This window comes from Mucilaginibacter sp. A5337 (genome assembly GCF_059690695.1).
In genome coordinates this window covers 610,390-635,793 of sequence record NZ_JCAWEC010000005.1, presented here as the reverse complement: position 1 = coordinate 635,793, position 25,404 = coordinate 610,390, and the positions used below count along the sequence as shown (strand labels likewise).

Annotated in this window: 17 protein-coding genes; 4 read left to right on the top strand and 13 right to left on the bottom strand. The window is 41.2% G+C overall.

All coding sequences use genetic code 11. The annotated features are described in order from the left end of the window. The first annotated feature begins 1 nt into the window (after position 1). Positions 2–535, top strand: coding sequence for a GNAT family N-acetyltransferase (locus AC59JO_RS19810; RefSeq protein WP_497307393.1), 534 nt, complete (start codon positions 2–4; stop codon positions 533–535). An 84-nt stretch (positions 536–619) separates the two neighbouring features. On the opposite strand, the gene AC59JO_RS19805 is transcribed toward AC59JO_RS19810, so the two are convergent. The 7 genes from AC59JO_RS19805 to AC59JO_RS19775 form a co-directional block, all read right to left on the bottom strand. Further along, entirely contained in the window at positions 620–2,977 is a 2,358-nt protein-coding gene (locus tag AC59JO_RS19805; protein ID WP_497307391.1) for a GAF domain-containing protein, read from the bottom strand. Positions 2,978–3,002: 25 nt separating this feature from the next. Next, positions 3,003–6,608 (bottom strand): BamA/TamA family outer membrane protein, encoded by a 3,606-nt coding sequence (locus AC59JO_RS19800; RefSeq protein ID WP_497307389.1) that lies wholly within the window; start codon positions 6,606–6,608, stop codon positions 3,003–3,005. A gap of 49 nt (positions 6,609–6,657) precedes the next feature. Continuing rightward, positions 6,658–7,554, bottom strand: a complete 897-nt coding sequence (locus tag AC59JO_RS19795; protein WP_497307387.1) for an SdiA-regulated domain-containing protein — start codon at positions 7,552–7,554, stop codon at positions 6,658–6,660. After that, the gene (gene ppk1 / locus AC59JO_RS19790) at positions 7,541–9,586 is read right to left on the bottom strand and encodes a polyphosphate kinase 1 (RefSeq protein ID WP_497307385.1); all 2,046 of its coding nucleotides are present in this window, start codon (positions 9,584–9,586) and stop codon (positions 7,541–7,543) included. Before ppk1 ends, AC59JO_RS19795 begins: the two co-directional genes overlap by 14 nt. Before the next feature lie 36 nt (positions 9,587–9,622). Next, positions 9,623–10,870: a Pycsar system effector family protein gene (locus AC59JO_RS19785; RefSeq protein ID WP_497307383.1), complete on the bottom strand. Its 1,248-nt coding sequence runs from the start codon at positions 10,868–10,870 to the stop codon at positions 9,623–9,625. A 284-nt stretch (positions 10,871–11,154) separates the two neighbouring features. Next, a complete protein-coding gene (locus AC59JO_RS19780) occupies positions 11,155–13,716 on the bottom strand; it encodes a DUF3857 domain-containing protein (protein ID WP_497307381.1) in 2,562 nt (853 codons plus the stop codon). A 183-nt stretch (positions 13,717–13,899) separates the two neighbouring features. Beyond that, a complete protein-coding gene (locus AC59JO_RS19775) occupies positions 13,900–16,923 on the bottom strand; it encodes a DUF2723 domain-containing protein (protein WP_497307379.1) in 3,024 nt (1,007 codons plus the stop codon). Between the two features lie 244 nt (positions 16,924–17,167). On the opposite strand from AC59JO_RS19775, the gene AC59JO_RS19770 reads away from it, so the two are divergent. Continuing rightward, on the top strand, positions 17,168–18,796 hold the full coding sequence (locus tag AC59JO_RS19770) for a gliding motility protein RemB (protein ID WP_497307377.1): 1,629 nt from the start codon (positions 17,168–17,170) through the stop codon (positions 18,794–18,796). Positions 18,797–18,857: 61 nt separating this feature from the next. Here AC59JO_RS19770 and AC59JO_RS19765 read toward each other — a convergent pair whose 3' ends face one another. Both AC59JO_RS19765 and AC59JO_RS19760 read right to left on the bottom strand, forming a co-directional pair. Then, positions 18,858–19,004, bottom strand: coding sequence for a hypothetical protein (locus AC59JO_RS19765; protein ID WP_413667607.1), 147 nt, complete (start codon positions 19,002–19,004; stop codon positions 18,858–18,860). Positions 19,005–19,022: 18 nt separating this feature from the next. After that, positions 19,023–19,343: a hypothetical protein gene (locus tag AC59JO_RS19760; RefSeq protein ID WP_413667606.1), complete on the bottom strand. Its 321-nt coding sequence runs from the start codon at positions 19,341–19,343 to the stop codon at positions 19,023–19,025. Between the two features lie 105 nt (positions 19,344–19,448). Here AC59JO_RS19760 and AC59JO_RS19755 point away from each other — a divergent pair, with 105 nt between their 5' ends. Both AC59JO_RS19755 and AC59JO_RS19750 read left to right on the top strand, forming a co-directional pair. Next, positions 19,449–20,504, top strand: a complete 1,056-nt coding sequence (locus AC59JO_RS19755) for a winged helix DNA-binding domain-containing protein (protein WP_413667605.1) — start codon at positions 19,449–19,451, stop codon at positions 20,502–20,504. A gap of 46 nt (positions 20,505–20,550) precedes the next feature. Next, the gene (locus AC59JO_RS19750; RefSeq protein WP_497307374.1) at positions 20,551–21,321 is read left to right on the top strand and encodes a DNA-formamidopyrimidine glycosylase family protein; all 771 of its coding nucleotides are present in this window, start codon (positions 20,551–20,553) and stop codon (positions 21,319–21,321) included. A gap of 21 nt (positions 21,322–21,342) precedes the next feature. Here the strand turns inward: AC59JO_RS19750 and AC59JO_RS19745 are convergent, their stop codons facing one another. The 4 genes from AC59JO_RS19745 to AC59JO_RS19730 form a co-directional block, all read right to left on the bottom strand. Beyond that, the gene (locus AC59JO_RS19745; protein ID WP_497307372.1) at positions 21,343–22,074 is read right to left on the bottom strand and encodes a DUF72 domain-containing protein; all 732 of its coding nucleotides are present in this window, start codon (positions 22,072–22,074) and stop codon (positions 21,343–21,345) included. After that, complete coding sequence (locus tag AC59JO_RS19740) at positions 22,071–22,298, bottom strand: hypothetical protein (protein WP_413667602.1); 228 nt, start codon at positions 22,296–22,298, stop codon at positions 22,071–22,073. The genes AC59JO_RS19745 and AC59JO_RS19740 overlap by 4 nt, the downstream gene beginning before the upstream one ends. Continuing rightward, the gene (locus AC59JO_RS19735; RefSeq protein ID WP_497307370.1) at positions 22,295–22,678 is read right to left on the bottom strand and encodes a TraR/DksA family transcriptional regulator; all 384 of its coding nucleotides are present in this window, start codon (positions 22,676–22,678) and stop codon (positions 22,295–22,297) included. Before AC59JO_RS19735 ends, AC59JO_RS19740 begins: the two co-directional genes overlap by 4 nt. Before the next feature lie 137 nt (positions 22,679–22,815). After that, positions 22,816–24,831 (bottom strand): tetratricopeptide repeat-containing sensor histidine kinase, encoded by a 2,016-nt coding sequence (locus AC59JO_RS19730; protein ID WP_497307368.1) that lies wholly within the window; start codon positions 24,829–24,831, stop codon positions 22,816–22,818. Positions 24,832–25,404: the final 573 nt, after the last annotated feature.

The window sequence follows — 25,404 nt, the reverse complement described above, 5'->3', positions numbered from 1 at the left end:
CATGGCTACAGAAACAGTAACTATTCAAAAAGTAACTTTGGCCGATGCCGATGTATTATTGGCGTTAAGCAAAAAAACATTTTTCCATTTCTTCGCGCATTTAAATAAGCCGGAGGACATGGAAGCATATGCAGCCGTGGCCTTTACCCCGCAGAAAATACAATCAGAGCTCAGTAACCCAAACTCCCATTTTTTCTTCGCTATGCTTGACGATGAAATAGCCGGCTATCTCAAGTTAAATTATGGTGCGGCCCAAACCGAGCTTCAGGACCCTGAGGCTGTTGAAATAGAACGTATTTATGTTTTGGCAGAGCATCATGGCAAAAAGATAGGCCACCAGTTTATTGATTTCACCTTAAAAGAAGCAACCACTAAAAACCTTCAATACGTTTGGCTTGGCGTTTGGGAACATAACAAAAAAGCACTGGCCTTTTATAAAAAGCATGGCTTTGAATTATTCAGCAGCCACGAGTTTGTTTTAGGCAGCGACAAGCAAACTGATTTATTAATGCGGAAAACAATCTTATTACGTTAAGCTAAAAGCGCAAAGCTCAAGGCTTAAAGTTTTTGCACGTATTGTTTCTTTTCGCTTTGAGCTTTCAGCCTTAAGCTTTATGCATTATTGGTTCAATAAAGGCAACTGGTAGTTAACCCCAACCCTTAACGCTTTTAAGCCGGTAACCCCCTGCAATTCTTCCAGTTCAAGATATTCAAGGTCATCAAGCAGGTAGCCCTGTAGTTGCAGGTACCTGATATATTCGTCGTATTCGGCCGCTTCAGTAGGGTTAAAATATACCATAGCTATTTTGCCAGGCTGGGTAAGGCGCTCAAAGGTCCCTGCTATCAAAACCTTGTCGATACGTTTTTTGATCACCTCATAACGGATATTGTAAGCCCCCTCAACGTCAAAACGCCTTTCATCATTTCGAAAACTAATATCTATAGCGTTTGAGTGGATGAATATCAAATGCGTGGTTTGCAAAGGTCGCGAAAGCTGATCACCGAGATCGTTGGTCATCCGGGCTATCTCAGCCATCGACCTTAACTGCCATAAACGGATATTTTTAAGGTACAACGTATCAAAAACACGCTGAGGTGCTATTGATTGCCCAATGTAAATGTCATATTCCACGCCATCTGTACGGAACTTTTCAAAATAACAGGGGAATGATTCCTGTACTTCTGTCTGGGCCTGTTCCAGGTATTGATTGATAGACGTGTTAATGAGTTGCATCGAGGTTTCCAACTTCCGCCTGTTCTCAAATGAAGCACCGGTTTCTTCGTTCATTGCGTCGAAATACCTGCCAATGATCTCCCTTTCGGCAGGATAATTATTTCTGAAATGTTCCAAAAACGGATTAACCTCATTATGCAGGAAGGTATCTAACATCAACTCATCGTTGGTAGTAATGTAACCGCTGATGCGTTCAAGCCATTCTTCACACTTAGATATCAGCTTACCGGTAAGGCTTAAATGAATATCTTGATTTAAAACCTGCAGGGTTTCAATCAGTATGGTGAGCAGGCTTTTCAAATCTTCCTGCAGGGCACTGTTGCGCTCAACTGTGGAGTTGCGGATATCAACAGCACCAAACAATGGGTAAACATGGCTGAATGACACCGTTTCAATTTCGGGACTCTTTTTCTTCTTTCTTTTTTCCTTAAGATAATTCCAGGCTACCTCATTAAATTTCCATTGAACCGATGGCTGTAACGATGTAAATTTATGTTTGATAACCCCGGCAATACGTGCCTCAAACTGATCAATACTGTTTTGAAGCAGCTGTGCTATCAGCGGAATGGTGGCCTGTAATTTTGAAAGCAATTTCTCATAAAAAACAATTTCTTTATAAGAATATACTTCCATTATACCCACATTTTTCTTATTATAATACACCGGAAAAATACCGTACGATTTAATACCCGCCTGTTTCAAAACCTGTAAAAAGGGGAATTTACCTATCTTATCGTCGGTTATGGAATTGAAAAAGATAGGCCTGGGGTTTTGGTTATAGTCTTCAACAACAGCGTCAAAAGTTTCCTCGGCAAGGTTAAAATCTTTGGCAGCCTTAAGCAGGATACTCCTGGAGCATTCGTCGTTATCAAATATAGGCTCGTTATTGATAGTTAAAAAAGGCATCAGCCCAAACTCAATACCCGGACTTTCGGCAAGAGATTTAAGTGAACTGATGATATGCGCATACTGCTCCTCTTCATTTGCCGAATGATTTACCAACTCTGTTCGGATACTATCTAGCGCGTGGGTTAACGTTACATCGGTTAATGTAATTATACAAAACCCTTTAAACTTAAAAATATTAAGCGGTATAACCTTTTCAATTAACTCAAGGCTCGTGTGCGAATGTAAATAGGGCTCAATAGTATCAAAACTAAGTTCGGGCAATTCGCCATTCAATTCAATCTCTACAAAACGGGCATCAGTTTGGATATTAAAATATCGCGAAAGACCTGTTTCGGGATCTTGATATGAAAACAGCAATTCATTTTTCATTGCTGATGAAAAGCCATACATCCGCTCAAGGATCAGGTTGTAAATAAACCGTTTTTGCCTGTCGCTGAACATTTCGTTCTTGGATACATTAAGCGCATACAAATTTGAATGGTGGCTTGAGTGAAATTCATAAAAAGCCTCGGTACTGAAAAAGATCTTATCAGGTACCGGTGTGCTCAGTGCCCAGTGAAATTCCTTTTCGTTGGCTATCGGCGGTGTAAGTATGGAGTAAATAAGCTCCAGCATTTCCCGGTATTTTTCGGCATCGGTTGGCCGCATATCCAGGTCAATACATATGTCATGCTCAAAACGCTCTAAAACATAGCGGTAAAACTCGCTCTTGAGCGTTTTTTCGGTAGCAATCCGTTCTTTTAAATGCGCAACGAACGGGTTAAATGTCAGGCATGTTTCAACCTGGCAAATAGTACATTCGTTTTTGCTTATATTGAGTACCTCTGTGTGCATTTTTCAATTACAATTTTACCCTTTATTAAAATCTGAAACTGGTTGAAAGATAAGGGTACCATCCTTCTTCAGAGTAAGCGGCAATTATTTTAATAACTGCCAGCCTTGCCGGTGCAACATAAAAACCAGCTCCGGTGCCGTTGTGCCATTTATCTGAGCTTTGCCCGTTTTCCCAAACCCGGCCTATATCATAAAATCCGATAACACCTATCTGGCCGGGAACTATATAACTTGCAAAATCGCTCAATTTTATCCTCAGCTCCAGGTTATTATAAAAACTGTGCTGACCGGCAAACCTATAAAGCCTGTAACCTAATAAATTATCCTGCCCCCCTAAAAACAACGATTGATAAAAGGCTGTTTTGCCAATGGTAATACCGCCACCTATCCTATCGGCCAAAACAATAGTGCTTTTGGCATTCAGGCTTTTATATAAAGCAACCTGGGGTATTAATTGAGCAAAACTTGTGGAGCTGTTATTTAAGCCATTAAACTCCTGAAGTTTAATATTTACAAAGCTTCCCCAGGCCGGGAGCACCTTATCATTCCGTTTATCGTTGATAAAATTAACAACTACACCGGCATGCATTTTTGTTTTATCAAAGGTATAACTGTCGGGCGCATTTGTCAGTAACGGATATGTAATAAATCGGCCGATATTGTCATCAACATCTAATTTATAGTACTGAAACGCAGGGCCTACCGTTACAGAAGTACCCGATTCGTTACGCCACCTGAAAGCCGGACTAAATGTAAGATTAGTGAACCGGGTACGATGATATTTGCGATAGTCGCCAATCTTAATAAATGATGTTTCGTTTCCTCTGCCAAAAAAGTTGATGTTATCCGGATAATCAAACTGAACATTCATTAAATAATCAGCTTTACCAAAAGCATGGATCCACTCACCGTTGTAACTAAATTTGAAAGCCTTTGTACTGAACGAGTGACTGGCAAATACCGTTTGCACATCATTATAAGGTAATTTCTGAAAGCCTTCCTGGTGGGTGTATTTAAAACCGGCACCAAGCAGTACACCTTCATCCGGGTTATAAGAGATATTGGCCAGGGGCGCTATTACATTCATAAGGTTAACCCGCAGAAACGAGGTATTGGCACTATCCTTACTGATATGTTTGTTAACACTTGATTCGTCGCCGGTTATGCTCAACTTTTTGCCCCGGTCATACAATTGTACCGTGTTAAGCGATTTTACAATATTGTATGTTTTGATACCGGTGCTATCAATAAACCGCAGTTTTATTGGCGAAGTAGCGTTATCAAGCACCACTTTGTCATCTCCACCGCCAACATAAATGCGAAGCTCTTTGGTAATATCCGGGTGATAATTCTGGTTCATAAGGGTATCCTTAACCTCACCATTTTTATTTATTTTATTAATCACCACATTCAGGCTGCCATTAGGTTCATCCTTTACCGTTACCAGCTCATTTTTATTGGAAGTATGTATATCAACTATTTTATTGATGAACTTATAGTAATACTCCATTTCGGCCGGAATATTGGCACGACGTTCTTTTAGTTGTTTCAGTAATACATCATGCCTTAGTTTATATGATGATTCGGGCAGGCGCCTTAAACCGGCTTCCAACACCTCATCCGTTTCGGCAGCAACAAAATCATTCACGATTTTTGTCCATTGCTCATGACTGTATTGTACAGATGGCCACCGTTGCATAAACATGGTTTTCCATAAGGAATATTTTACACTGTAAATTTCACCGCTAAAACCCTGCAGGTTCGGCGCAATCCATGGCTGCGCTGCTATGGTTGGCAATATTCCCTGGTTGGTGTAAAATACCTGGTCGCGATCGCGCGGGACGGCAGTATAAAATTTACCTTTCCCTTTATCCTCATCGCGCCAGCGCCACTGATCGCCATGCCTGTCCCAATCACCAATTAGTAAATCGAGCAGGCGGGCGCGTAAAAACTCTTCGCCATCCACCGTGTTATCATTGTCCTCCAGCATTTTGCCTATCATTTTTACCGTATTGTCAGATTTGCCACCCGGTTCACGCTCTTCAAGCAAACAAACCTTATTGGCAAAAATGTGGGCATACTGGCCTAAAACAGGATCGGGCGAAACCACACCGATTATCGGATTGGCATGCGGCACACGGGCGGCTGTAGCCAGCGGAGGCACAATCAGTGCGGAGAATGGATGCTGCGCGCTCATGGCATCGTTAACCCAATCTTTAGCAAAGGTTTCCTGGAATTCATCGGGCAGGATCTTTTCCGGCTGCTTCTCTACGCTGCGTAACACCCACTCCTTCCCATCCTTATCAATTAAACGGAGTGAGTGGGTTTGGAAACCACCACCAATACTTTCGGCTTTTAAACCGCCATGAATTTCTGATAGCCTGATCACCGGCAGCTTAGTTTCGGCAGCCCACTCCTTACGGTAGTTTTCGCCAAACCAACGGCGGTGAAAGTTGCTTACGCTATCATATTTAGGATGAACCCTAACCATGATGCTATCCGTCTTGATAGGTGTATGGAGCGTATCAGGAACATTTTTTACTGATGTATATGGTTGTGTATAGGTAAACACCTGCTTAACACCTTGCTCACTATCAATATAATAAGTAAAACGCATCCGTTTATCTATCAACAGATCGGCAATAACGTAGCCCTGCGTAGCATCGGCAAAAAGCGAATATTTGCCTTTGATGGCATAGGTTTGCTTAGCTCCCGCTCCGCTAACCACCTGTATCTGTTTACTTTTGATAAACTGCAGACCATGCTCATGCCCTGCCACGTGAATAAGGTTTGGGAAACTGCTAAAAACCGCATCCACTTTTCTGATCATCTCTTTATATAGCGGATGTCCCAAATCTTCGGGGTTTGAAAATGTGGAGCGCAGAAACGGGTAAAACGACCCGATAATCGGCAGCGGTACCCAAAGATCTTTGTTAACCACCGTAAACGGAAAAATATGATCCTTGAGCGAAAAATACCCGCCATGTGTACCATAACTCTGGAACGGGTGGTGCGATGCCAGTATGATCACTTTATCTTTGTTTCGCTCAAAAATCAGCTTGATCTTATCTGCAATGTCATCTTTGTTTTTACAATCGCACTCGGCACCTGGGTTACTTTTATTGAAAGGATATAACCACCATTCGCTGTCAAAAGCTATTACGGTTAGATCATTCGTCAAATTAATCTCAACAGGATCGGGGCAACCATTTTCAGGTACCATTTTAAGCAGTTTATCGCCCTGCTGATCTAAAAACTCCCATTGCCGTTTTATTTTAGTCAAGCCGAGAGGCCCCATCTTATCCCAGTCATGATTACCGGGTATAAAATATACAGGTGCGCCGGCAGCCCGCATAGGCTGGTATTGTGATTGCAGGATTTTTTTAGTTTGGGCTTCTTCCGGACTGCCGGGTAAACCCATACCGCGCGGATAAATATTATCTCCCAGATAAAATACCGAAGTTTTATTTTTGAGCACATTCGCAGCTGCATGCTTTAAAACAGCGCTTTGCTGCATGTCCATTTCTCCGGCGTCACCGATCAGGATCGTCCTATACTTTATCGAATCCTGGGCATTTGCCTTGAGCATGCCTAATAATAAAACAAATAACAAGGGTAGTTTTTTAATCATGAGGTTCGGTTAGATGTATGTTGTATTACGTTTAGCGATATTATAAACGCTACTTCTTAAAGCTGAATTTCAATATGTTACCGGCGCTCAACTGGTCTCCCTCATTAGAGATATACAGGTTGCGCTGGTTATCAAATGCCATACCTTCGGGTTGCCCAAATATAGTAACACTTAAAGGGTAAACGTTTTTCACCTTCCAGTTAACATCAGTAACTACCAGCATTTTATTTACCGACGAAAGGATATACCACTCATTGGTAAATACATTTTTTGCCATTGCCGAAGGGCGGAACGGCACACGCTTTTTATCGACGAGGCGCTCAATTTCTTTAACATCGATTACAAAACTGCCGGTTTGTTTCAACGAGCCATTGGGTTGTAGTTTCAGGATATAGCCGCTACTACTTTTGGATGTTTTTTCATCGACGCAATGCTTGCACAGAACGTAAACCAGACCGGTCTTTTCATCGGCACACATGGCTTCAAATTCTCCTTCGGGTAGCTGGCCTTTAGTTTTTTGTACCTTGGTTACTTCTTTGGTCCTAACCTGGCTAAAAGGAAAAGTGAATAATGTACCATCGCTTTTAAGCATGATCACCTGTTCCCGGCATATGGCTACATCTTCATAATCACCACTTTTGCCAAATTTGGTATAGTTAGCTTTTTTATCGCCCAGTTTCAGGCTAAACAAAAACCCTTCCTCGTCCTGCTCGGCATAAACCGAATCATTTTTACCATTGTGAAATGCAAAGCCGGAGATTTCGGTAAGATCTTCGGGCATTTTGTATTTAACAGGGTTATTAAGGTCATATCCCGGCGGACTAACAGGAATTGCCTTTTCTTTATTTTTACAAGAGATGATTAAAAAAACAACTGCCACGGCAAGCATACCGGCTGCATAAAGAGCCAGTACCTGTTTAGCACCCTGTTTTTTAACCCCTGTCATATTTTTTTTGCTGTAAAAGTTGATAAATGGCCTGCTGCGATTGTACCTGCGGCTCAGTTTTATCAACCCTTATGTTTTGCAATTGTTCATTTAAATTTACAGCCTGCACGTTATCTGCCAGCTGGATATCAAGCATATCTATCACTTCCTTCCTGATACCCTCGTCGTAAACAGGGAAACAAACCTCGATACGGCGGTAAATATTACGGTTCATCCAATCAGCAGAGCCCATAAAAACCTCCTGGTTGCCGCTGTTGTGGAATATGAAAATACGCCCATGTTCCAGGTAACGGTCAACTATACGTCTTATGGTGATATTTTCGCTCATGCCGGGTATTCCCGGTATTAAACAACAAATACTGCGCACAATCATCCTGATTTTCACCCCTGCCTGTGATGCTTCATACAGTTTGCCAATCAGTATCCGCTCCTCCAGGTTATTGAGTTTTATGGTAATTCCTGCCGGGTTACCTTTACGCGCCTGCTCAATTTCCCTGTCAATGAGCTCAATAAATTTTGATTGCAGGTTAAATTGCGCAACTAACAGGTGTTTAAAATCAATATCATAGCCTTCGGCTGATTTTGCTTTTTTACCAAGATAGATGAACAGCAGGTCCATTTCGCGCAGCAACTGCGGATTGGCCGTCATCATGATGTGATCGGTATAAAAGGCAGCCGTACTTTCATTAAAATTACCCGTAGCCAAAAGTCCGGCATATTTTACCCGGCCATCTACAAGACGCTTTACCAGGCCAACCTTGGCGTGCACCTTTATGGCCTTATCGCTGTAAATGATATTGGCACCGGCAGCTTTTAGTTTTTTAGCCCATTTGATGTTATTGGCTTCATCAAAACGGGCCTTGAGCTCAACCAACACACGCACCTTTTTACCGCTTTGAGCAGCACTGATCAGCGCATTTACAATCCTCGAATCGCTGGCTACGCGGTAAAGCGTAACAGAAATCTCCTCAACATTTTCATCGATAGCCGCTTCATTAAAAAAACGGAGAATAGCGTTGTATGACTGGTAAGGTGCATGAAAAATACAATCGCCTTTATCTATATAATCAAATATAGATTCGTCTGCACTGATTTGCCGGTTTACCAGCGGTGGCCATTTGGCGTATTTTAAAGATGAGATACCTATCGGCAAACCCATTAAATCTTTAAGATTGTGGTAAAAACCACCTTCCACAATACTTGATCCCTGTACCCCCAGTTTATCTTCAATCAAATGCAATATGCGCAACGGAATACCTGGCTGGTGCAAAAAACGTGTTGCCAAGCCCTGATCGCGCTTTTGCAATTGTTTTTCAATCTGCTCCTGAACATCTCCATCGTAATCATCACTTAACTCAAGTTCGGCATCGCGGGTTATTTTAAAACTGTAACAGCCTTTTATTTCTTCCGTTTTGAAGATCTTGTTAAGATTATAGCGTATAATATCGTCAAGAAAAATGATGTATTGTTTACCATCTTCATTAACGCTAAAAAATCGGGGTAACTGGTTGGACGGAATATTGAGGATCACTGACCGCTCTTTTTCCTTCTCCAAACCAAGGTTTACCAAAAAGTATAACCTGTTATTTTCGGGGAAGAACTGTTTTTTACCGCCCACGATGTCAATGGGTTGCAAAAAAGCAAGTACCTGGCTGTAAAAATAATCGCTCACCCTATCACCTATAGAAGCCGGGATAGGTTCATTGAACAGCAGGTTTACATTATTTTCTTTCAACAACGGAATAAGCCTGCCTCTAAAAACTTTCCCAAAGCGGTTTTGCTGGGCTTCTACCAACTGCTGGGCTTTATATAGCACATCCTCACTTTCATCGGTTTTATTATGCAGGTTAAGCTTGTGCAATGCCATTACTACCGGCATCCGCACACGATAAAATTCGTCGAGATTGGATGAGAATATAGCAAGAAAATTTACCCTTTCCATTACAGGGAGCTCTTCGCTTTCGGCCTCCATCAATATGCGTTCATTGAAAAGTAACCAGCTCAGGTCCCTGTCGAAAAATGAGTATTCCATAGGTGTAGATTTTGTTTTTGGCAGTATCCCGACCGCCTACAGTAATGAAGATATAATGAATGCTACCACCGATACGATAAGGCCGAACATGAATATATTGTACGATGCCCTGAGCAGCCTGTATTTTTTGCCCAGCACAACCCCCTGCGAATAGTTATCGCGGATTAAGCTGCCATACAGAAATTCGCGGTCTTCCATCATTTTTTCCATACCATCGCTGTAGTCCTGGTATGACATGCGGTAGAAGTTACCGAAAAACAACAGGTTAACTGTTTTTTTATTGATATCCTCGGGTGTAAACAAGCCAGGTGGAATTGACGGACGGGTTGAAAGTATGGAGAAGATCATGGTAGCCAAACTAACAGACAGGAGCATGAAAGTTGGGATCAGCAAATTTGAATGCTCATCAAGCTTACGCAGTACTAAACTGATAATAGCCGAAAGGATGATGGAATTAACCGTGATCATGATGTGGGCTTTATTATCGGCCATATCGCTTAAACGCTGATGGTTGCTGGAGCTGATCCTGAACATGGTTTCTATACCACGGTCGGGTCTGTCGTTCTTATGCTTTTTGCCACCATGGTCGTCATCATGATCTTTATCTTTTTCCTTCTCTTTTTCATACGTAATGACAGAGGCTGTACCTTCATCAGCCGTAAGCATTTCAGGTGTTTCCTTAACTTCAACATCAGCCTGTTTTTCAATTAGCTTTTGCAGGTTCTTATGTTTTTGATCATTAAGCAGCAGCCGGCAGTAATCGGTATAATATTCGTGTCCCTGCAAAAACTCAATGTTGTAGCTACGCCATTCGTCCTTATCAATATCATGTTTCTTGATGGCTTCCATCTCCTTGCGCAACAACTTATTTTTATCGCGAAAGTCATCGGTACCTAAATGAAACAAATCTGCATCGCAAATGATCTGCTGCAGTAAATCGGCAGGGCTTTGCGGCATTTTGGTTGCCAAAATACACCCAGACACTTTGTCAATAACTGTTTGATCAACTTTATGCTGTTTAAGAAAATGTGTAGCCAGCGCTACGCTTTTTGATTCGTGGTCCTTTTTATCAGTGAAATACCCGGTATCATGAAACCAGGACGCAGAGATCACTACAAAAAAATCTTCGTCACTTAACTGATAGTGGTTAGCAATTTGAGTAGCCGCTGCAACAACATCTTTAGTATGCCTCAGATTATGATAAATTAAATCGGGATCATGATGTACGTCAAAATAGGATATAGCGTACTGTTTTACCTGTTCTAACAGCGGTTGAAATTTCATCGTAGTGTTTTGTTGTTAAAAGTAAATCAAATTTATTTTAAAAATTTCTATTTGCAGCCATGCACCGGGGAGAAACATCAATTTATCGGACATTGTTTATGCAAAAGGCAAGAAAATGGTTGCCCTTGCATTCACAAACCGCATACCACACAACCATGCCTCTGATTTTCAACGCTTTGAATTTCAACCACCCAAATCACATGGCGATATTTCGTTAAATGCCGAAAATTTCTGTCGATTAAAAGCTAAAACCCGATTATAAGAGCCCCTAACCAGCCAATAATTTACGACGCCGGTTCTTCTGCAACTCCGGGGCCCTCGTAACTATAGTTATAGGGCGGATGTGGCACAATAAAAGTTTCCTGCACACGCGACGATTTTTTGAAGTAAGGGATCCATATGGCTGCCGTAACTATTGATCGTAAAAGCGGGCTGAGCGCTGTTTCTGCAAGCTTACTACTGATGTTGGCAGCCAAAATATAATCCGTCAGAAAGAAAACGAAACCAAAAGCAAAATAACCGGTGATACAAACAGGCAGTATGTCGCGCTTGTTTAACAGCAACACCAGGCAAAAAAGGGCATAAACCATTAATGTAATATTGCCAATTGCCTCTATAACGACCAGCGACCTAAAATTAAACTCATGCTGATTGCCCTGGTATACATTCCAGGTGTGGAGGCTAAAATAATCGCCTGTAACCATGTTTGAACCGGTTACCAAAGCAGTAGCAGCTAAGCCCAACGCAATTAAGATGAGCCATCCTCCTATCGGCACAAAGGTTGATCCGTAAGCAAACACAATGCCCGGCGTTTCTCTTTGATAAAGCCACACGCCCAGTACAACAAGCCCAACCGTTAACAATAACACAACCAAAATTAATGTGCTATTTGTGGTTGACGTGCTTACCGCACCTTGCGGCGTATAAGAAAAACTGTAACCCAAACTGGTACCGTTAAGCTTTTTTATATCGGCTTTAAACTCATCGAGCTTGTTTACCGGTACATAGTCACTCAAAAACGATAATTTATAGTTAAGCGATAAGGTATCGCCCGCAGCAGTAAAATCCGACTCATAGCGATAATAGTCCCGCTTAATGGAATCATGATCTTCATTAATATTCCACCCGCCGGGCAAAACCACCTTAATAGCATAACTGGCATCGTAAGGGTAGGTAAGAGAAACCGGCGTTTTAATACGACCGGTTATTGAGGGAAACTGGTTGTAAATAAAATTGGCAAACAGATTGGCGGTAAGTTTGTCGCTGGTAGAATCTTTTTTAAAGAAATCACCTATTTTATAAGTTTCTATGGTAGTAAGTCTATTGGCTTTCAAATCATCCCTTACGGTAATCGAATCCTTAGCCTCTATTTTATTATAGATCTTTGCGTAATAGTCGAGGTAGCTCTTTTCTGTTTCGGCCATACCCGATGATTCCAGTTTGCCCCGCATATAATCGGCCTCATCACCGGTGTAGGTGGTTTTTACGGTGAACAGCACCGGTGATTTCCCATCCTTTACGGTGTAAACATCCTCTCCAATAACTTTGCCGCCTTTTGATGGCGGAATGGAAGTGAGCGCGTTGCCGCCTTCTTTCAATACCAATCCTTTACCATAGCGCGGAAAATAAATATCAGTACCCTCACCACCCTGGTTATCCATAGTGGCATCAACCCAAACCTGTTTTCCGTTCACATTGGCAGTTACCACGGCATGGTTAAAGGCGTAAGCCGTAGGTATGTATTGCTCAACATGTTCGTTCATATCGGCATTTACCAAAACCATCGAGGCGTCAATCCCTCCCGCTTTCAGCATCGACACCAGCAACAACGACTTATCCTTGCAATCGCCATAACGTTGTTTAAATACTTTTTCGGGATTATTGGCCCGGTGGGAGTATTCACCTATTTCAATGCCCATGTAACGCACTTCCTGCTGCACCGTGCGAACAGCGTCTCTGAAATATTTTTCCTTATTATTACCGGCATCCTTTTTCAGTTTCGTAATCCGCTCACCAAGCTCTCCTTTAATATTTAATGCAGGCGGATTAATACTTAAGGCCCAATTAACAACTTCGGCCCAGCTTGCAAACTCACTTACCTGTATAAAGCCGCGTTCATTATACCACGAGGGCTGGCTGTCATCATCATGCGCGGGCGGCACCTGGAAGCCTTCATACTCGTAGCGTTTTAAGCCATTTGCTTCGCTGATGACAGGTTTGGGTACCGTATTAAAAGTTTTAAAGTTCAGCTTACGCTGAGATGATGCGATTATAGCTGTATAATGATGTGCTATTGGTGTATACCATTGAACATACATATTTGAGCAAAATTTACCGTTCAATATAGGATTACGGCCTGTGATGGTGTATGAATATTCAATCCGGTCGCCTTTGCGGATATCATCAAGAATACACAAAGCAGAGAAGCTTCCCTGGTAAATAAAATTCGATAAATCCTGCTCATCGGCCAGTACCTTAAAAGCCGAAGCTTTTAAACGGTTTAAAGGTTTACCATCGCGCCAAACGGTGATATCATGAAAGTCGAGCCGCTCATAAGCCGGATCGAAGCTAACGGAGATCTGCGACGCATTTTGGATGCCGGTTTCAGAAACTATATCCCTGATAATATGATTATAATCGGCTTGTTTTTCAACCTGCACTTGTTCTTCAATAAGCTCGTAATAAAAGCCCCGCTCGACGGTACGTGACGAAGGTTTCTGATTATAGGGCTTTATGGCGCTAAGCCAATTCGGCTTTGCGGAAATATGCACCGACGGTGTATCGCCAAAAGCAGCCCCGCTGCACCAAAACAACATCACCAAACAAAGGGAAAACGTAAAACGCATTTTAAAAGCTTTTGTATACCGGCTTTGAAAATAAAGAAAACCGGGTTAATTTGATGTAACTATTTTAATATTTAACATGTTGGTATATATAGAATAATAATGCATTTGAAGCGAGATATCCTCTTAAACCAACAAAGCCACCCCGAAACCGGGATGGCTTTGCGAATAGAATATAATCAAGGATTATTGTCCTCCGCCTAATACAGCGCGGAATTTTGTTTCGTAACCTTTTAATTGATTTTCAAATTTGGTAGCAAGCGCTGTCTGGTGATTGTCTTTAGTAAACTGCACCAGGCCATTTAACACCTGCATACCAATCTGCACATCACGGCCATTGATGCTATTCACATCCTGGCTAAGCAGGTAGGCATTATAATCCAACTGATCGGTAAGGTAATCATCAATATTGGTGGCAAGTTTATTACCCAATACCACGTCATGAAGTTGATAAGCCAGTTGGGTTAAATACAATTTGCGACCGGCAACATCTACATACGGATAAAGATCGGGAAGCTCGGCTTCGTATTTTTGAACAACCTTTAACGCCTTATCGTTTTTACCTTCCTGAACAAGGTTTTGAGCCAGATCAAGGAAAGTAGTTACCATTACCGGGTAAAACATCGAAGTTGACTCATGATCAAGGTATTTGGCTTTTTTGAAGTTACCAAATTTAAACTTGTTCATTACGTTATCATACATCACATCGGTATTGGTTTTGCTCAACTGATCATGCAAGGCAGTATCTGGTTTAAACGGTATCAGGTGATAGGTAAAACCTTCTTTGTACAGGTAAGGCTGTAAACCTATCAGGTTTTCGTTACCAATAGTAGTAGTAAAGCAAATTGGGCGTTTCCAGTGATTGTGCGCCAAAATATCAAACATGGCCAGGTTTTCTTTGGTTACATAGTTTGAAGTATATTTCCACTCCATGGCAGTTGCCAGCTTATCTTTCTGATCGGCTTTTACAACACCGTTGGCAATAACCTCATCGGGATTAACGGTAACTTTCAGGTTTTTGGTTGGCAGGTAATTACCATAATCGCCGCTTTGATATTGCACCTGGGTAGCTTTGTCATCAGATGTAATGAAGTCAAAAACCTCTTTAATATCCTGGTAGCCGGGTAGTTTCTGATCGTTAAAGTAAATAACATCCCTCACCCCTTCCTTATATTTATCAAAAGGCATGGTAATAGGTAACGGCTCGGAGCTGTTCATTTTTTTCTGCATCTGACGGATATACCAGTCGCCGGTGAATAGGCTCAGGTTTACAATGCGCACATCCGGACGAATGCCTTCAACCTCCTGATCATACCATAACGAGTAGGTATCGTTATCACCATAAGTAAACAAAATGGCGTTTGGCGGGCATGAAATAAGGTAGTTGTAAGCCATATCATGCGGCGTCATTTTGGTTGAGCGGTCATGATCTTTCCATTCTTTGGCGGCTAAAAGCACAGGGCAAACCAGCAAACCAATAACGGTTGAACCGATAGCCGCCAATTTAGCGTCGATGTATTTACGGCCGAATTCGGCAATGGCAATAACGCCAAACCCTATCCATATGGCAAAGGCATAAAATGAGCCCACATACGAGTAATCACGCTCACGCGGCTGTACCGATGCCTGGTTTACATATAATACGATTGCCAAACCGGTGAAGAAAAATAGCAAGCCTACAATCAAGGCATCTTTGCTGCGGCGGTTTACATGGAAAAACAAACCTATTAAACCAATTATTAATGGCAAGGCATATAACGGAGTATAAGTAGTAGCGGCAGTTACCGATTTTGGCAGATGTTTGCCACCATCAAACAAACCGGTTGTCCAGTTACCGTCGATACCTTCGGTGCTCGTTTGTCCGTCGGCATCGTTATAACGGCCAACAAAGTTCCAAAAAAAGTAGCGCCAGTACATCTGGTACATTTGCCAGCTAAACATCCATTTCAGGTTGTCGCCCATGGTTGGCGCCTGCCCTTCAGGGATACGTAGCCATTGTTTGTAAAACTGCACATCATTAGGATCAGTGCTGTACATACGCGGCAATGCAGTAGTGTGATCATAAACATAATCGGTTTTACGACCGGCATTTTCATATTGGGTTTTACCTTTACGGTAAATGATACTACCCTGTTTTTGATCGGTAACCTGCGAATCATACATAGGGCCGGTTAGCAAAGGTACTTCACCGTACTGGATCCGGTTAAGATAACCGTAAAGCGTAAAAGCGTTATCAGGATGTGAGTTGTTTAAATTAGTGTTAGCAGTTGCGCGGATAGGAATGTAAGCAAACGAGCCGTATCCAAAATAGATAAATGCAACGCAAAGTAAGGCAAGGTTTAATACCGGCTTCTTTTTGCGGATACTGTAAAGGATACCCAGTACCAGGGCAAAAACTATCAGTAAAATGAAAAAGAAAGCTCCGCTGCCAAAGCCCATTCCTAATGAATTAACAAAGAAAAGGTCAAAATAGGCCGCAAACTTAATAGTATATCCCCTGATGCCGTATTGTACCAAACCAAGGATCACTACGCCGGCCAAAAAGGTGAGGATGCTATTGCCAAGCGTAATATTTTTAGTACGGCGGAAGTAATAAACCATTGCAATTGCCGGGATAGTTAACAGGTTTAACAGGTGGATGCCTATTGATAAACCTATAACATAAGCTATAAAAACAATCCATTTATCGGCACCAGGCTCATCTGCGTGTTCGTCCCATTTAAGGATTGCCCAAAATACAATGGCAGTACATAATGAAGATAAGGCAAATACAATGGTTTCAACAGCAGAAAACCAAAAGGTATCAGTATAAGTAAAAGCAAGCGCACCTACAAGGCCGGCACCCATAATCACATACAATTGATAGCCGTCAATAGCTTCGTCGCGTTTTTCAACCATCACCTTTTTGGCAAAAGCAGTGATTGTCCAAAATAAAAACATAATGGTTGCACCACTGGCCAATGCCGAACCCATATTGGTAAAGAACGGCACTTTGGTATTATCACCAAATGACAGCAGCGACAAAACCTTGCCAATCATAGCAAAAACCGGGTAGCCGGGTTGGTGGGCTACCTGCAAACGATAGGCGCACGAAATAAATTCGCCGCAATCCCAAAAACTTACAGATGGTTCTAATGTTAAAATATAGGTTATTGAGGCTATAATGAAACAAAGCCAACCTAACAGGTTATTGATTTTTTTGTACTGCATTTAATAATATATCAATTGATTTAATAGCGCGGCAAATATCATGATTTTTATAACTTATTTAAAAAAAACACCCGGGCATGACAAAATTTAACATTAATTAACTTTTTGAAATACCGTGATTAACGAAATTTTATTTACGGCATAATTTATACATAACACAAACAACCAGCCGCCTGTTTATGTATATACCCTTATTTATGAATGAAATTTTTAACTTAGAACAATTAATACTTATTTTGTTGTAATGCAAAAACTCTACTCCCTAAGCTTTCGAAAAACATTTATTATAGCTGTAATTGCCTTACTTACATCGCAGTTAACAAAGGCTCAATCAGTTTATTTACCCAATTCATACCAGTTGTATCAAAAATTCAATTCGGATATTTATTCTGTAAAAAACTCGGTGCATACCTCGCTACGGCCTTTTTTAATTGACAGTACTATCCTGCACACCTATGATTCGGTGATGAATGTTGGTGTTAAAGATCGTAAAACATGGGGAGGGCGTAAATTGTTTAATGAGCATCTTTTTGATGTAAAAGCTAAAGAATATACTTTTTACGCCGATTATATTACCGATGTTCAGGCTGGAAGGGACTTTAACAACAGTAGATCAACCAACTTAAACGTGCGCGGCTACCAAATTGGCGGTACGGTTGGTGATAAATTTTCGTTTTATACCAGTGGTTTTGAAAACTCGGCTAAGTTTGTTTCGTACTATAACGACTATGTAAATGCTAATGGCTTTATCCCGGGCCAGGCATATGCCAGAAAATATAACGGTCAGGCAAGAAACTCACAGGATTGGTCATATGTAACTGCCATACTCTCTTATTCTCTGACAAAAAAGCTTAATATTACTTTAGGTGAGGATAAAATGTTTATTGGCGATGGTTACCGTTCGGTACTGTTGTCTGATTTTGCTGCTAATATGCCATTGTTAAGACTTACGGCTGATCTTGGACCTGTACGCTACATGGTAGCCTGGGCATATATTGAAGATCTTGCCTCCACCGCGCAGAAATTTGATTATTTTGGAGGCAACCGCCGCAAATGGGCTTTGTTTCACTACATTGACTGGAATATAACCAAACGCGCATCATTTGGAATGTTTAATGCGCTCATTACCCCCGAGGCCGATAACCAGGGCAGCAGATCGGGCTTTGATGCCAATTTCGTAAACCCCATTTTATTCGCAAGTTCTTTGGGGCCAGGCGGATCTCAAAAAGACAATGTATTTTTAGGGTTCAACGCCAAATACAAAATATTTGATAAAGCTGCACTTTACGGACAGATCATGTTCGACAGGTTTAAAGGAAGCGATTTCTTTTCGGGTAATAGTACCGATAACACCAATGGCTGGCAACTGGGTATCCGCGGTGCAGATATTTTCAAGGTTAAAAGGTTAAACTATTTATTTGAATATAATACAGTTAAGCCTTACACCTACAGCAACCAGCAGCCAATAAGCAGTTATTCATTCTACGGCGATCCGCTGGCCCATCCTTATGGAGCCAATTTCAGGGAGTTACTGGGTATCCTGAATTACTCGGTTGGCAGATTTGATTTTCAGGGACAGCTTAATTATGCCAAATATGGCTTAGATGCCAGCAAGACCGACAATAATGGTAAAATAATTACCAAACCATTTATCCCTTCGACAAACATCACTACCACTGTTGGTCAGGGTTTAAGCACTCAGTTATATTACGGTGAAGGTACAGTTGCCTATATCCTGAACCCCAAATACAATTTACGCCTGGAGCTTGGCGCATTGTTCCGCCAGGAAAAAAATGATCTGAAAGATTCAAAAAACACTTTGATTACTTTTGGTTTAAGAAGTTCGTTTAGAAATTTATACCACGATTTTTAATCATTATCAAGCCTTGCGAAGTTTAAAAGCTTCGTAAGGCTCCAAACCTGAAGAGCCTTTCTTAGCCTTTCTTCCTTCTTGAGCCTACAGATAGGCCTACAGCTACACCTATTGCTATACCTACTGCGAGGCTATGTAAAGCCAAACCGATGGCAATGCCAACAACCAAGCCGCCTGTAAAATAATTAGGGTCTATCCTGTTCAACATCAGGTATCAAAATTTAATTCACCAGTATTTTCTAACCGTATACAAAAACACTTCATCTTCTTCGTGTATCAAATCAAACTTGTCACTACCAGCTCTTTTTGATATAGTATCACCAACCTTAGCAACCTCATCGAAGTTGGCAGTTGTACTTAATGAGACAGGAATTATACGAAATTCTTCGCCATTAACGGAAATCATAACATAGTCTCTGTAGCGATAAACAGATTCCAACTTACCGTTAATTTCGGCATCGTGAAACTGATTATACTTTGTTACCCGCGCAACAACACAAACAATTACAACAGCCGTAATGCAACTCAAAATAAACAGCTTTTTCATTTATAGAATAAAAGCACAAATTACACAAGTTTTTTATTCTACCTTGCTGACAAACCGTTGTCATAACCATATATTTATTTTGAACAGCATTTAAAACCATAAAACATGACCGAGCGTGATATTGCCAGCCTGCGGGTATACAACCAGCATCTTAATCACAGCAAATTTAAAAAACCTGAAGAAGTGGTTGGATATATGTGCGCCATACAGGCGCAGGAATACACTCATGCAAAATGGGCAATTGGTTTGCGGATGCTATCGCCTGCCGATAAAATGGTGGAAAAGGCTATGACAAGCGGAACTATATTACGAACCCACGTACTAAGGCCAACCTGGCATTTTGTTTTACCTCAGGATATCCGGTGGATGCTTAGCCTCACCGCGCCCAGAATTAATGCAGGCAATGCCGCCATGTATAAAAAGCAGGAAGTTACTGATGCCATTTTTAATAAAAGCTTTGATGTATTTACAAAAGCCATGCAGGGTGGCAAACAACTAACCCGTGCCGAAATTGTTTCGGCCCTGCACCAGGCAAATATAGCTACCGACGATCTGAGGCTTACCATATTATTGATGAAGGCCGAACTGGAACAATTAATTTGCAGCGGAGCGAGGCAGGGCAAACAGTTCACCTACGCATTACTTGACGAAAGGGTACCTGCAACACCAATCATAGATCGTGATGAGGCTGTTGCCAGGCTGGTTTTACGTTATTTTAAAAGTCATGGCCCTGCCACAGTAAATGATTTTGTACATTGGAGCGGCCTTACCGTTGCAGATGCCAAAACCGGGATCGAAATAAACAAAGCACAGTTAAGTAATATCACTGTTGGGGGAGTTATGTATTGGATGGGGGCCGATGTGGATTTAAATACAGCAAAAAAATCCGGGGCTTACCTTCTGCCTGTTTATGACGAGTTGATTATAGCCTATAAAAAACGGGATGCTATGGTCCCCACCGGCTTTCGTAATAAGATGGGGGCTATTACCTTTTTTCCGACTATCATAGTCAACAACCAGGTGGTTGGCAACTGGGGCCGAAACATTGGCAAAAAAAGTATTGATATCGAACTCAAACCATTTGACAAACTTAACAAAACACAAACCCAGGCCATTGAAACGGCGATACAGCGTTTTAAGAGATTTAACGGTTTGGCATAACAAACATTAAACACATCATTTAGTTACCTAATAAAAACGATATATCATGCCCGAACTACCCGATCTGCAAGCTTTTAGTCATAACCTGCAAAAAACACTTGCAGGTAAAACCATTAAAAAGATAGAAGTCCCAAACGCAAAAAAACTAAACGTTACAACAGCCGAACTTGACGAAATTTTAAGCGGACAAAAACTTGAAAAAGTTTACCGCGAAGGCAAAGAACTTCATATTAAGTTTAGTAAGGGTGATGTGCTTGGCTTACACTTGATGCTGCATGGCAAATTATTTTTGTTCCACGCGAAAAACGAAAATAAATACAGCATTATCGAGCTACACTTTGACGATGATAGTGGTCTGGTACTTACCGATTTTCAGGGGATAGCTACACCAACCCTTAATCCCGACAAAAAGGACGTACCCGATGCACTTGATGTTGATGTTGAATATTTAAAAAAGCGGCTTGCGAAAACAAAGACAAATATCAAAACAGTTTTACTTGATCAAAAGATCATAAGAGGCATTGGTAATGCTTATGCCGATGAGATCTTGTGGCATGCCCGCATTTCGCCCTTTTCTGTAAGTAATAAAATACCGGAGGCCAAATTGAAAGAACTGGTTATAGCAATAAAAGGGGTGCTGAAAGATGCAGAACAAAGCATCCTGAAATCAAACCCTGATATCATTAATGGCGAAGTAAGAGATTTCATGAACATCCACAATTCAAAGAAAAAGCATAGCCCAACAGGTGCGGTAATTATTGTTAATGATTCCTCAAGAAAGACCTATTATACTGAAGAGCAGGAGTTGTTTGAGTAAGATCTCTGTAAATATTTACAATTATTGAGTTAACAGGCGTTTTAGCGACCGAAGGTTCTCTAACGCGGCGCCCGCGGTATTATTGAAATACAAATAAACTGTTTTGCCTTCCTGTTGCCATTCATTAATATAAGATGCATATTCGGCAAGAAAACTTTCATTGTAACTGCCTTTGTAATTGCCCGAAGGGCCATGAAAACGCAAATAAACCAATTCATCGGAAGTAAGTTCCAAAGGAGTGGCCGATTTGGGCATATCCTGCAATACCATTGCTGCCTGGCAGGAGTTTAAAAGCTCAAATACATCATCCCTGTACCAGGACGGATGGCGAAATTCAATCCCGATGGACCATTCGTAAGGTTTCAGAAGTTCGAGCAATTCCTTTAATTGATGACGGGCCAAAACCTGCAAACTCGGTGGAAACTGAACGAGCAGGCAGCCCCTTTGTGTTTCCGGCAAATGGATAGCCTGCATGAAACTAATGATATCTTCCTGGTTGAAGACTAAGCCTTTTTGATGTGTAATACCTTTCCACAATTTAAAAGTGAAACGAAATCCTTCAGTTACTTCTGTTGCCCAGCGGGCTATCGTTTTGGCCTGTGGTATTTTATAAAACGAGCTATTAACTTCTATACTGTTTTCATGCAGGGCATAGTAACCCAACCGGGATAAATGACTATATTCAAGCAAAAAATCCCGTTTGGGCCTATCAATTTGCAAACCACTGGTACCTCCAAAAAGCTCTGCCTTCATATATCAAGAATGATATACCAGTGATTTTCATCATCCAGCGCGTAAGCCAGGCCGTCGCTCATTTCGTAAACGTCGCGGCCATGCTTTTGGCTGAAATAGATTTTTTCATCACGGATAACGGTACCATTATTTTCTACACGTAGAAAAAAGAGGAGTGCGCCGATGTTCGGCGCAACATCTTTAAGGTGCCGGGCCTCCCCTTCTTTCACAAATGCCGAACTCATGCCTGCTTAAGTTTCGCTTCCATGCTTTGTGTGGTATGCGGAACCGCAAAGAGGCGTTCTTTTGGAATCAGTTTACCTGTAGACCGGCAAATACCATAAGTTCTGTTTTCGATGCGCATCAAGGCAGCTTCAAGCTGTTCTATAAACTTTTTCTGACGTGCCGCCAACTGATTGGTTTGTTCCTTTTCAAAAGTGGCAGATCCATCTTCCAGTGTCTTACCGGCTATTGCGGCGTCGTCTCCGTTTGAATTTGAGGCGCTCAGCGATCCAACCAATTCCTGAAGCTCTTCACGTGCCATGCCAATCTTTTCTTTGATCAATATTCTGAATTCGTTTAGTTCGGTATCATTGTACCGGGTTTTGGTAGTTTCTTGTTGCATGATTGGCTTAACAAATATTTTTATAAATAGTTGGCATAAATATAATACGAAACGCAATATACTGAAAACCTGCTCTAAATTAAATCACCGGATTTACGAGTTGGCATCCCGTTTTACACAGTTAAGCCCTCACAATTTTAAACAGCAACCAGTTCTTCATTTTTTACTGATGGCACCGTAAAATAGAACGAACTTCCGATACCGACAGTACTTTCAAACCATATTGTGCCGTTGTTCCTTTCCACAAGCTCTTTGCATAATAAAAGGCCAAGCCCGCTTCCCTTTTCACTGGCTGTACCAAAGGTGGTATATGAGGTATATTTGTTAAATATTTTTGATTGCGCTTCTTCAGGAATTCCTTTCCCATTGTCCTGTATTTTCAACACGGCAAAATCCCCGTTTCTTTCGGCCGTCACAGTAACATGATCGCCAGCCTTCGAAAATTTCACCGCATTTTCCATTAAGTTCCGGATAACAATATCAATCATGGTTTCGTCGCCATATACCGTCGTAGGCTCGTTTATCTCCATACCTGTTATTGTCACTTTCTTTTCGGCGGCCCGCTGCTTCAGTAGCATAACATTTTGATCAATCAATTTTCGCAGATCAAAGCAGGCCGGGTTAGGCTGTATGCCGTCCAACTGACTTTTTGCCCAATACAGCAGGTTTTCAACCAAATTGGAGGTTATTACCAGCGTCTCATCTATCTTCTCAATCCAATAATCATTTTCCTCTTCCGACAGGCTTTTTTCTTTTATGATCTCCATCATATGGCTGATGGTATGAATTGGCCCTCTCAAATCGTGCCCGATAATGGAAAACAGGCGGTCTTTTACATGTACAAGTTCTTCCAGGTGAAGGTTTTGCTCTGATATATTTTCATTTTTCAAAGCCAACTGCTCGCTGAGCTTCTTTTTCTGTGTATAATTTCTGAACAATACAAAGGCAATTAACAAAAACAGTATGGTACCGGCAGTAAAAATATCCCGCTTTAGTCTCACCTTTTCCAGTTCTTTCTGACCTATAATTTTATTTTTATTTAATAAATCAATTTCCTGCTGCTTTTTCTCGAGCTCATAAACAGATTGCATTTTTTTGATCGTATTCAACCTTTGTTCGGTTTTCAGACTATCGTTTAGGGCAACTTCGAGATTACGGTAATACAATGCCTGTTCATAATTACCCATTTTTTGATGGGTTAAGTAAAGCACATTATAAGCAGTTTGAATAAGTTCGACGATACCCGATTTCATGCTTTCATTAAGACCTTTTTGCGCATATTGCAAACTGGAACTGTATTTGCCGGTATGGTAAGCAGTAAGTGCCAGCCCGGTATGGCAGTAAGCGACATCTTCATCGTCGCCCGCCTTTTGTGCAATATCAAGCGCTTTATTTAAATAGTCCTCGGCAACCCGGTAATCTTTCCTTGTAATGGAATTTTCGGCAATGTTATACATTGCAGCAGCTAAATAAATAGGGTTTTTGACCTTTTTTGCTATAGCTAATGCCTTTAAATTGTAGGCTATGGCCGAATCTGGCAGCCCCTTTTTCTTAAAAATTTCACCAATGTTTACCAATGGGCTAAACGTGCCTTCATGCGCAGGATCATTTTGCTTCATAGCTATCTTGTATGCCTGCTGATTGTAATAGAGTGCCTTTGGATAATCTTCCATTGAGGTGTATAAGCCTGCAATATTGTTATATTCGTTTCCTGACAATCCCTCCATACCCAGCTTTTCACTTATGCGAAGGCATTGCAAATGACAGTCAAGGGCTCCGGGCCAGTCACCTTTATATCCGAGGGCAACACCTTTTGCCAAATACCCAAGGGCAATACCTTTTTCATAATGGGTCGTTTTTGCAAGGTCAAGGGATTTCTGCGCCATAAGCAGTGCACTATCCGCATTCCTGCTCCAAAACAGCCTTGAAATGGAGTAATAAATCTTTACTTTATCTGTGTCGTGTTTTGCTTTATCAAGCTTTTTAAGCTGCGTATTTATAAGATCAGGCTGGGCCTGGCATGGCAGTGTACCCGGTACTATATTTACAGCACACCCCAGGATGCCATATATAATTATACATTTCGTATATAAACGAAATTGGAGAAGGATTGCACAGCCCCTTATTCTGAAGTATTCTTCTGTTTTTTTCATGAGATCTTTATTCCCTAAAGCCTTACACCTGTTCTGCTTTGCAGCCGTCAATACCCCAAAGTAAGTTACCGGTCATACGTGCCAGGTTTAATAGCTTCCACCCGCACAAATATCTGTTGATGGTGTATCGATGATAAAATAAACAACAAGTTGCTATGATCCGGCAACGTTAAAGCCGCCGGCGATAAAAAGTAAAAAAAATGCCGCCTCATGTTTAACAAATAAAAAACTTATTAAATAATATATTCAATAATACTTCAACCTTTTTTACGATCCGACAGATCAATTGGTTCAATTATTTTCAGAAAATCAGCTCTTGAATAATATCCAATACTACTAAACTATTACATCAATAATATTATATTTAATTAACAAAATACACAAATAAGGAACACATATAATATAAAAACATTCTTTTACCCGCTTATAAATGCAACTACTATTCCGGTTAATCAATTTTCATTCACTCAATCATATCCGGCTAATTTAAACCATTGATCATAACCGCACACACATCGTCCGAATCCGAACAATTGCAAAGCAGATAATAAACTAACAATTTGAATGTCAATA

Bases quoted from the DNA above. Each gene is read 5' to 3' on its own strand.
- AC59JO_RS19810 (WP_497307393.1), top strand. From the start codon at position 2: ATGGCTACAGAAACAGTAACTATTCAAAAAGTAACTTTGGCCGATGCC.
- AC59JO_RS19805 (WP_497307391.1), bottom strand. From the start codon at position 2,977: ATGCACACAGAGGTACTCAATATAAGCAAAAACGAATGTACTATTTGC.
- AC59JO_RS19800 (WP_497307389.1), bottom strand. From the start codon at position 6,608: ATGATTAAAAAACTACCCTTGTTATTTGTTTTATTATTAGGCATGCTC.
- AC59JO_RS19795 (WP_497307387.1), bottom strand. From the start codon at position 7,554: ATGACAGGGGTTAAAAAACAGGGTGCTAAACAGGTACTGGCTCTTTAT.
- ppk1 (WP_497307385.1), bottom strand. From the start codon at position 9,586: ATGGAATACTCATTTTTCGACAGGGACCTGAGCTGGTTACTTTTCAAT.
- AC59JO_RS19785 (WP_497307383.1), bottom strand. From the start codon at position 10,870: ATGAAATTTCAACCGCTGTTAGAACAGGTAAAACAGTACGCTATATCC.
- AC59JO_RS19780 (WP_497307381.1), bottom strand. From the start codon at position 13,716: ATGCGTTTTACGTTTTCCCTTTGTTTGGTGATGTTGTTTTGGTGCAGC.
- AC59JO_RS19775 (WP_497307379.1), bottom strand. From the start codon at position 16,923: ATGCAGTACAAAAAAATCAATAACCTGTTAGGTTGGCTTTGTTTCATT.
- AC59JO_RS19770 (WP_497307377.1), top strand. From the start codon at position 17,168: ATGCAAAAACTCTACTCCCTAAGCTTTCGAAAAACATTTATTATAGCT.
- AC59JO_RS19765 (WP_413667607.1), bottom strand. From the start codon at position 19,004: ATGTTGAACAGGATAGACCCTAATTATTTTACAGGCGGCTTGGTTGTT.
- AC59JO_RS19760 (WP_413667606.1), bottom strand. From the start codon at position 19,343: ATGAAAAAGCTGTTTATTTTGAGTTGCATTACGGCTGTTGTAATTGTT.
- AC59JO_RS19755 (WP_413667605.1), top strand. From the start codon at position 19,449: ATGACCGAGCGTGATATTGCCAGCCTGCGGGTATACAACCAGCATCTT.
- AC59JO_RS19750 (WP_497307374.1), top strand. From the start codon at position 20,551: ATGCCCGAACTACCCGATCTGCAAGCTTTTAGTCATAACCTGCAAAAA.
- AC59JO_RS19745 (WP_497307372.1), bottom strand. From the start codon at position 22,074: ATGAAGGCAGAGCTTTTTGGAGGTACCAGTGGTTTGCAAATTGATAGG.
- AC59JO_RS19740 (WP_413667602.1), bottom strand. From the start codon at position 22,298: ATGAGTTCGGCATTTGTGAAAGAAGGGGAGGCCCGGCACCTTAAAGAT.
- AC59JO_RS19735 (WP_497307370.1), bottom strand. From the start codon at position 22,678: ATGCAACAAGAAACTACCAAAACCCGGTACAATGATACCGAACTAAAC.
- AC59JO_RS19730 (WP_497307368.1), bottom strand. From the start codon at position 24,831: ATGAAAAAAACAGAAGAATACTTCAGAATAAGGGGCTGTGCAATCCTT.